7 protein-coding genes and 1 pseudogene are annotated in these 7,603 nt (G+C 65.9%); 7 read left to right on the forward strand and 1 reads right to left on the reverse strand.

The genetic code is table 11. The features are described 5' to 3' along the window. The 3 genes from JWQ05_RS10265 to JWQ05_RS10275 all read left to right on the forward strand — a co-directional run. Positions 1 to 966: hypothetical protein (locus tag JWQ05_RS10265; protein ID WP_299658252.1), on the forward strand; the 966-nt coding region annotated here is incomplete at its 5' end. Then, a complete protein-coding gene (locus JWQ05_RS10270; RefSeq protein ID WP_299658254.1) occupies positions 951 to 1,736 on the forward strand; it encodes a hypothetical protein in 786 nt (261 codons plus the stop codon). The genes JWQ05_RS10265 and JWQ05_RS10270, both read left to right, overlap by 16 nt. A gap of 54 nt (positions 1,737 to 1,790) precedes the next feature. Next, positions 1,791 to 2,546: a hypothetical protein gene (locus JWQ05_RS10275; protein WP_299658256.1), complete on the forward strand. Its 756-nt coding sequence runs from the start codon at positions 1,791 to 1,793 to the stop codon at positions 2,544 to 2,546. A 36-nt stretch (positions 2,547 to 2,582) separates the two neighbouring features. Here the strand turns inward: JWQ05_RS10275 and JWQ05_RS10280 are convergent. Then, a pseudogene (locus JWQ05_RS10280) lies at positions 2,583 to 3,302 on the reverse strand (CatB-related O-acetyltransferase). A 226-nt stretch (positions 3,303 to 3,528) separates the two neighbouring features. On the opposite strand from JWQ05_RS10280, the gene rimP reads away from it, so the two are divergent. The 4 genes from rimP to JWQ05_RS10300 all read left to right on the forward strand — a co-directional run. Next, complete coding sequence (gene rimP / locus JWQ05_RS10285) at positions 3,529 to 4,332, forward strand: ribosome maturation factor RimP (RefSeq protein WP_299658258.1); 804 nt, start codon at positions 3,529 to 3,531, stop codon at positions 4,330 to 4,332. A gap of 78 nt (positions 4,333 to 4,410) precedes the next feature. Next, positions 4,411 to 6,009, forward strand: a complete 1,599-nt coding sequence (gene nusA, locus JWQ05_RS10290; RefSeq protein WP_299658260.1) for a transcription termination factor NusA — start codon at positions 4,411 to 4,413, stop codon at positions 6,007 to 6,009. A gap of 80 nt (positions 6,010 to 6,089) precedes the next feature. After that, entirely contained in the window at positions 6,090 to 6,836 is a 747-nt protein-coding gene (locus JWQ05_RS10295; protein ID WP_299658262.1) for an RNA-binding protein, read from the forward strand. 73 nt (positions 6,837 to 6,909) lie between these two features. Further along, on the forward strand, positions 6,910 to 7,603 hold a 694-nt coding region (locus JWQ05_RS10300), incomplete at its 3' end, for a translation initiation factor IF-2 associated domain-containing protein (RefSeq protein ID WP_299658264.1).

A 7,603-nucleotide genomic window follows, 5' to 3' on the forward strand; every position in this document is an offset into this window, starting at 1 on the left:
GGGCGCTGGGTGCCGGATGGCGGCGGCGCGGGCGGCAGCCTGATCGACCGGTTGCCGCGCGGGGGCGGGCGCTGGGCCTCGCTCGACGCGGCCGAACCGGATTCGGCAGATCCGCAACGCACCCTCTTGGATGGCGGTGGCGAGGTTCTCACCCTCCGGGTCCGGTCCGGACGCGACGATTGGGAAGAGCAGCACACCGTCGTCACGCCCGACGGCGAGAGTCGGATCTTCGAGAACGCGGGCGAGACCCAGACGATCCGCGACGGGCAGTCGGGCAAGGTTCTGTCGCGGACGACGTTCTCGCCATCGGGGATCGCCGCGGAAGCGATGGTCCAGCCGGCTTTCCTGCCAGCCGTTCCCTTCCTCGTTGCACCGGCCGTCGCAGCAACGATGGAAGCTGCAGCGCTTCTGTTCGTCATTCTCCGATCGCGCAAGGATGGTTTCGGGACCGCTCTCGGGATGACCGCCCAGGGCTATGAGTTCGATCCCGAAGACGAGGTGAGCTTACCGACCCCTTGGGTTGACCGCTTGAGCGAAAGCAGCCTTTCTGCGGCTTGTCCACGTAGTGGAGAAGTACAATTGAAAACAGACGAAATGGCCGCAGATATCAAAGCTCGCCTTCCGAAGCTCACACCTCAGCAGTTCGGAAATGCCCTTCATGGTGGCCTTGCCGCATATTATCGAACTTTGGAAGACCCGGATATGAAAGCGGAGTTGTCGCTCGATGGTACGGACAAAGAAGCGCGCTATGGTGGAGCAGGCACTTTACGTCTGGATCTTTATGAACGGACGCCGCAGAATATGGTCTGCGTTTACGACTATAAGACCGGCGCCGCGGAGATGACGGCCACCCGTGCTTTCCAACTCGCTCATGTCGCCAGACTATACTATCCCTATGCGAAGGGTATCGTCATCATACAGGTCAAGCCGCGTCTCGCGGAAGAAAAAGGATGGGTGTGCCAGTAAGTTCGGCGGCCAAGGTCAAGCGCCTCGTCAGACCGCTTCTGAAGCGGAATCCCGACCTCGCACTCGTCGGAAAGGACACGCTCTGGCTGCAGCCGATCCACAAGTTCGGACGACACATCCATTTTCGGAGAGGGAAAAGTCAATACTTCACTTTGTCGTGGCATCTGTCGCCATTATTCACGCCGGCACTCTGGATCGGCCCCAACCCCGGAGCTTTCGATGACAGGATTGGTCGGTCAACCATAAGGCCCGCAAATGATCCGATCTCTCGCTCTCGACCCAGTCTTTATAGAACCGAAAATATCTTATTTCATAGCGGAACCGGACTTTGGGAATACGACGATGATTCTCTGCAAGACGATCTGATTTTGCAAGTCGAAGGCGCGCTTCGCCTCATGAGATCCCTCGACACGTTGGAAAAATGCAGCGCTTTCCTGCGTTCCTACAGCATCAAGCGAATGTCACAGATCGAGCATTGGCCGATGATGCTGGATCTCGCAGCCGGCGATCTCGATGCTGCGAGAGACATCTGGATCGGCGTCCGCGAGCGACACCGTCCAAGGTCCCGAAAAGGACTGATGCCTTTTTTCGATCAAATCGAAACGCGTTGGTCCGAACTCGACGTCCCTTTGATGAGCAAGGACAGGGTTGGACTCGCGACATTGTTGAAGCGCTGGGAGTCTGAAAATGCTCATTCCATCGGCATCGAAAACCTCTGGGCTCAGACCGCATTTCCGTTTGAATTCACGGAGTATCACGAGCAGTCTTGATTGATATGGCAGAATATCAGCAATGTCTTCAACGCGTCCGAAAATGGATGAGTCATGAAACCCAATCGGCGCATCGCTCTTTTGACCGAACCCTTGCTTGCCCGAAATCCCGACCTTGCCATCATTGACAATTGTATTTGGGTCAAACCGGTTCATCACTTCGGGCGATGCATCCTAATTCAGATGGATGATGATCATTGCTTCAGACTGGAATGGAAAATTCCGTGCCTCTTCGTTCCGTTCGCTCACCCAGTCCAGTACCCGGATTGGATCACCCATTCCATCGAGCGGTCGAGCATAGTCCGGTGGGTCGATTATCACCCAATGCACAAGTCCCTCACGCGAAAGGGCGAACATGCTTATATGAACTGGGGCCAAACGTATTGGAATTACGCGGACCCGACCGTTCCAGAAGATTTCATCTATCAAATCGAGGCGACCCTGCGCCTGCTGCGATCCCTCGACACGATGGAGAAGTGCGTTGCCTTTCTCCACATGAACTTCCTGCGAACCTATCAAAACGTCCGGGACTGGACGATGTTCGCCCATCTCGGCCTCGGACATATCGGGCCGGCCCGAGCGCACTGGATCAGCGTGCGGCAGGACTACCTCGCAGGCCTCGTGGAACATCCCGAAACGCCCTTGCAGCGCCGCACCAGCCGATTCTGCGAACTCGACGAACCCTTGGTTACTCGGGATCGTCGCGGGCTCGCGACACTCCTGCATCAGTGGGAATTCGAAAACATCACGACCCTGAAGCTCGAGACGGTCTGGGAGCAAAGCTCGTTTCCCCTGCAGGATGGACTGTGAGGCGGCGGCAGCGACGGTCCACGGGAGACCGTCCGGTCATGCCTGTTCGCGTGCCACGGCCGTACCGACGTGGCCGCCGAAGTTGTCCGTCGGTGCGGCGGCTTCCCGCTCCCGCGCCGCCACATCCCCGGCACTGATCGCAAGCAGGCACCGGGTGATCCGCGCGATGTCCCAATCCCACCACGCCACGGCCTGAAGCCGCTTAGCGATCTCCGGCGGCACGCGCAGGCGCACGAGGGTGGCCGGGTTGCCGGCCACGATGGCGTAGGGTGGCACGTCGCGGATGACCACGGATTTCGCCGCCACGACGGCGCCGTTTCCGATGGTGACGCGCGGCAGGATCGTCGCGTCGTATTCGAGCCAGACGTCGTTTCCGATCACCCTTGTCGCCGCGATTCGGAAAGGTGGTCTCTTCCGGGAAGCGCCCGGCCCAGGCGCCGCCGAAGATTACGAACGGATAGGTCGAGGGCGCGTCCAGGCGGTGGTTGCCGCCGTTCATGAGGAAGCGCTCGCCGCTGCCAGCGCGCAGAAGCGGCCGATCCGCAGGCGGTCTCCCAGGAAAGCGGAGTGGGAGAGGATGTTGTCGAGGAAGGTGCCCGGCCCGGCGGGGTCGTCGTAATAGGTGTAGGCGCCGACCGCGACGGCGTCCGGCAGGGGCAGGTTGCGGAGGACAGGGATCCGCGCGTGGTCCGGCACCGGGTGCAGGGCGTCGGGATCGGGGCCCAGGCGCGGGTCGGGGGGCAAATCCTTGGGCATGACGGGGGCTCCGGGGTTCGTGGGGATCACCTCAGGATACCGGCGCGTCGGGGAAGCGAAACGGCTTGAAACCAGCGCTGAAACGGCCTAATTACAAAAACATCAGTTCTGGTTGCAGTTGTGAGACTGCGGTTCGGGAGTGGGCCCCACCGGGTCCGCTCTTTTTTATTGCCGCAACGTCGCCCGCGCCGGATCGCCTCGGACAAGGCCGGACTTCAAGCGCAGCATGGCGGACAACCCCAACAGCGACCTCACCGAGAAGCGCCTCATCACCGAGACGGGCGTCGCCGCGCGGGTGGTGCAGGTCATCGAGGCCTCGATCCTCGGCCTCGGCTACCGCGTCGTCCGGGTGAAGGTGTCGAGCGCCAACGGCTGCACGGTGCAGATCATGGCCGAGCGGCCCGACGGCACCATGACGGTGGACGATTGCGAGGCGGTGAGCCGGGCGATCTCGCCGCTCCTCGACCTCGACGACCCGGTCGGCAAGGCCTACTACCTCGAGGTCTCCTCGCCGGGCATCGACCGGCCCCTGGTCCGTGCGGTCGATTTCGCGCGCTGGGCCGGCTATGAGGCCAAGATCGAGCTGGCCGTGCCGCTCGAGGGGCGCAAGCGCTTCCGGGGCCTCATCGGCGCGCCCAACCCCGATGGGGTCACCGTGCCGATCGACCTGCCCGACGTGAAGGAGGGCCTGCCGAGCCGCATCGACCTGCCCCTGCGCGATCTCGGCGACGCCTACCTCGTGCTCACCGACGAGCTGGTGCGCGAATCGCTCCGCCGGGGCGGTCCGCCGGTCCTCGACGAGGACGAAGACGAGGACGACGCGGACGATATGGAGATTGAGGCGGAGGCCGAGCCGGCCCCCGCCCCGCTCAAGAAGAAGGTCCAGCGGCCGCTGAAGCCCAAGGCCTCCACCAAGCCCAAGCCCGTCAAGGTCGAGACCGAGGAGAGCCTCGCGATCAAGGCCCGGAACAAGGCCAAGCCCGTCCGCACCAAGGCGGTCCGGGTGAAGGAAGACGGCAAGCTTCACTGACGCCCGGAGCCGTCGCTCGCGCCTTGTCGGCGCGCGGGGCTCTCGCAAGATTCAAGACGAAGAGAAGGACGAAAACCGATGGCCGTCGTCAGCGCCAACAGGCTCGAACTCCTGCAGATCGCCGAAGCGGTCGCCCGTGAGAAGGTGATCGACCGCTCCATCGTCATCGACGCGATGGAGGAGGCCATCGCCAAGGCCGCCCGCTCGCGCTACGGCGCCGAGACCGACGTTCACGCCGAGATCGACCCGAAGACGGGGGCCTTGCGCCTGTCGCGCCACCTCGTGGTGGTGGATCAGGTGGAGAACGACGCCCGCGAGGTCACCCTCGACCAGGCCCGGCGCTACAATCCGGGCGCTCTCGTCGGCGACGTCATCTCCGACACGCTGCCGCCCTTCGATTTCGGGCGCGTGGCGGCCCAGTCCGCCAAGCAGGTCATCGTCCAAAAGGTGCGCGACGCCGAGCGCGACCGCCAGTTCGACGAGTACAAGGACCGCATCGGCGAGGTGGTCAACGGCCTCGTCAAGCGCGTCGAGTACGGCAACGTCATCGTCGATCTCGGGCGCGGCGAGGGCATCGTGCGCCGCGACGAGATGATCCCGCGCGAGACCTTCCGCCCCGGCGACCGCATCCGCTCCTACCTGTTCGACGTGCGCCGCGAGGTGCGCGGGCCGCAGATCTTCCTCTCGCGTTCGCACCCTCAGTTCATGGCCAAGCTCTTCGGCCAGGAAGTGCCGGAGATCTACGACGGCATCGTCGAGGTGAAGGCGGTGGCCCGCGATCCGGGCTCGCGCGCCAAGATCGCGGTGATCTCGCGCGACGGTTCCATCGATCCGGTGGGTGCCTGCGTCGGCATGCGGGGTTCCCGCGTCCAGGCCGTCGTCGGCGAATTGCAGGGCGAGAAGATCGACATCATCCCGTGGTCCGAGGACCAGGCGACCTTCATCGTCAACGCGCTCCAGCCGGCGGAAGTCGTCAAGGTGGTGCTCGACGAGGAGGCCGACCGCATCGAGGTGGTGGTGCCGGACGATCAGCTCTCGCTCGCCATCGGGCGGCGCGGCCAGAACGTGCGCCTCGCCTCGCAGCTCACCGGCTGGGACATCGACATCCTGACTGAAGCCGAGGAATCCGAGCGCCGGCAGAAGGAGTTCGCCGAGCGCACCGCTGTGTTCATGGAAGCGCTCGACGTCGACGAGACCGTCGGCCAGCTCCTCGCGGCGGAGGGTTTCCGCAACGTCGAGGAGATCGCCTACGTCGAGCCGGGCGAGCTCGCCAACATCCAGGGCCTCGACGAGGAGAGCGGCACCGAGATCCAGGCGCGCGCGCAGGACCACCTCGCCCGCGTCGAGTCGGAGTTCGACGCCAAGCGCCAGGAACTCGGCGTGCAGGACGAGCTGCGCGAGATCGACGGCATCACCACGCCGATGCTGGTGGCCCTTGGCGAGAACGACGTGAAGACGATCGAGGACCTGGCCGGCTGCGCCACCGACGATCTCGTGGGCTACACGGAAGGGCGCGGCCCCGAGGCCAAGCGCCACGCGGGCTACCTCGACGGCTTCGAGGTCTCGCGCGCCGAGGCCGAGGCCATGGTGATGACGGCCCGAGTCCATGCGGGCTGGATCGAGGCGCCGGCCGAGGCCGAGGCCGAGACGCCCGAGGACGAGACCGCCTCCACCTGAGGGCCGGCCGAATCGTTGCGCCCCGCGGCCACCCGGTCGCGGGGATGTGTTGACCGAGACCCGAGAGAATCCAGCGCCGCATGACGGGCGAGACCGCCGACGCGACCGACCCGGCGCCCGAGCCGGATCCGAGCACGCTGCTCGATCCCGGCCTCGGCCGGGGCCGCAGCAATGCCCTGCGCACATGCCTCGTCACCCGCGTGGCGCAACCGCCCGCCGGCATGATCCGCTTCGTGCTCGGCCCCGATTCCAGCGTGGTGCCGGACCTGCGCGCCCGCCTGCCCGGTCGCGGCGCCTGGCTCACGCCGACACGCGCCGTGGTGAACGAGGCGGTGAAGCGCCGCGCCTTCCAGCGCGCCTTCAAGACCAAGGACGCGGTCGCGGCGCCCGACCTCGCCGACCAGGTCGCGGCGGGCCTGCGGGCGGACCTGCGCCAGTCGCTGGCGCTCGCCAACAAGGCGGGCTGCGTGGTGGCGGGGTTCGCCAAGGTCGAGGCGGCGATCGGCGACAAGGCCGGGGTCGCGGCGGTGATCCAGGCCTCCGACGGCAGTGCCGACGGGCGCCGCAAGATCGTCGCGGCATTGCACCGGCGGCATGGCAGTGCCATATCGCGCATTCCCGTTATCGATGACCTGTCCAATGAGGAATTGGACATGGCCTTGGGTCGGGATCATGTGATACACGCGGCTCTCGTCGCAGGAGTCGGAGGTTCCGGCTGCCTTGCGCGTTGGCGTCGGCTACGCTCCTTCGAGGGTTTGGCGACGACGGCCGAGGAGGCCGGTCCCGCCCGCGATGGGCAGGCCGCGTCCGATCTGCACGACGCTTGAGAAGACGGATTTACCCGGCGCACAGCAGTTTGCCGGTTCACGGGACGATGGAAACCCTCAGGGTTTGGACTGAATGAGCGATACGAACAATCCGGGCGACAAGACGCAGGCGAGACCCCCTTCGAAGCCGCTGTCCTTGAAGCGCCCGATCGAGCAGGGAACGGTGCGTCAGAGCTTCTCCCACGGCCGCACCAAGCAGGTCGTGGTCGAGACGGTGAAGCGCCGTGTCATCGGCGCGGCACCGGCCGCTCCGGCACGCGAAACGACGCCCGTCGCACCCGCAACGCGCGTCGCGCCGCCGCCGCCCGCCGCCGCGCCGCGTCAGGCCCAGCGCTCCGCCAACGGTGTCGTTCTGCGCACACTGAGTGAGCAGGAGAGCAACGCCCGTGCCGCCGCCCTGGCGGACGCCAAGCGCCGCGAGGCCGAGGCCCAGCAGCGCGCCGAGGCGGAAGCCGCCGCCGAGCGCGAGCGTCAGGCCGCCGAGCAGCGTGAGCGCGAAGCCGCCGAGGCCCGCAAGCGCGAGGAGGACGCCCGCCGCCGCAAGGAGGAAGAGGAGCGCCTCGCCGCCGCCGAGGAGGCGCGTCGCGCCGCCGAGGCCGCCGCCCAGGAAGCCGCCAAATCCGCGAGCGCTGCCACGAGCACGCCGGCCGCCGCACCGACCGTGTCGAAGACCGCCCCGATGCCGGCGGCCCCGACCATCGTCCGCGCTGCTCCCCCGGCACCCGCAGTTGCCGCCGCCCCGGCCGCCGAGCGCCCCGCCGCCCCGG

This window comes from Methylobacterium sp. (assembly GCF_028290105.1).
Taxonomy (GTDB): domain Bacteria; phylum Pseudomonadota; class Alphaproteobacteria; order Rhizobiales; family Beijerinckiaceae; genus Methylobacterium.

Excerpts from the sequence above, each read along its gene's own strand:
- JWQ05_RS10270 (WP_299658254.1), top strand. The coding sequence starts at position 951 with ATGGGTGTGCCAGTAAGTTCGGCGGCCAAGGTCAAGCGCCTCGTCAGA.
- JWQ05_RS10275 (WP_299658256.1), top strand. The coding sequence starts at position 1,791 with ATGAAACCCAATCGGCGCATCGCTCTTTTGACCGAACCCTTGCTTGCC.
- rimP (WP_299658258.1), top strand. The coding sequence starts at position 3,529 with ATGGCGGACAACCCCAACAGCGACCTCACCGAGAAGCGCCTCATCACC.
- nusA (WP_299658260.1), top strand. The coding sequence starts at position 4,411 with ATGGCCGTCGTCAGCGCCAACAGGCTCGAACTCCTGCAGATCGCCGAA.
- JWQ05_RS10295 (WP_299658262.1), top strand. The coding sequence starts at position 6,090 with ATGACGGGCGAGACCGCCGACGCGACCGACCCGGCGCCCGAGCCGGAT.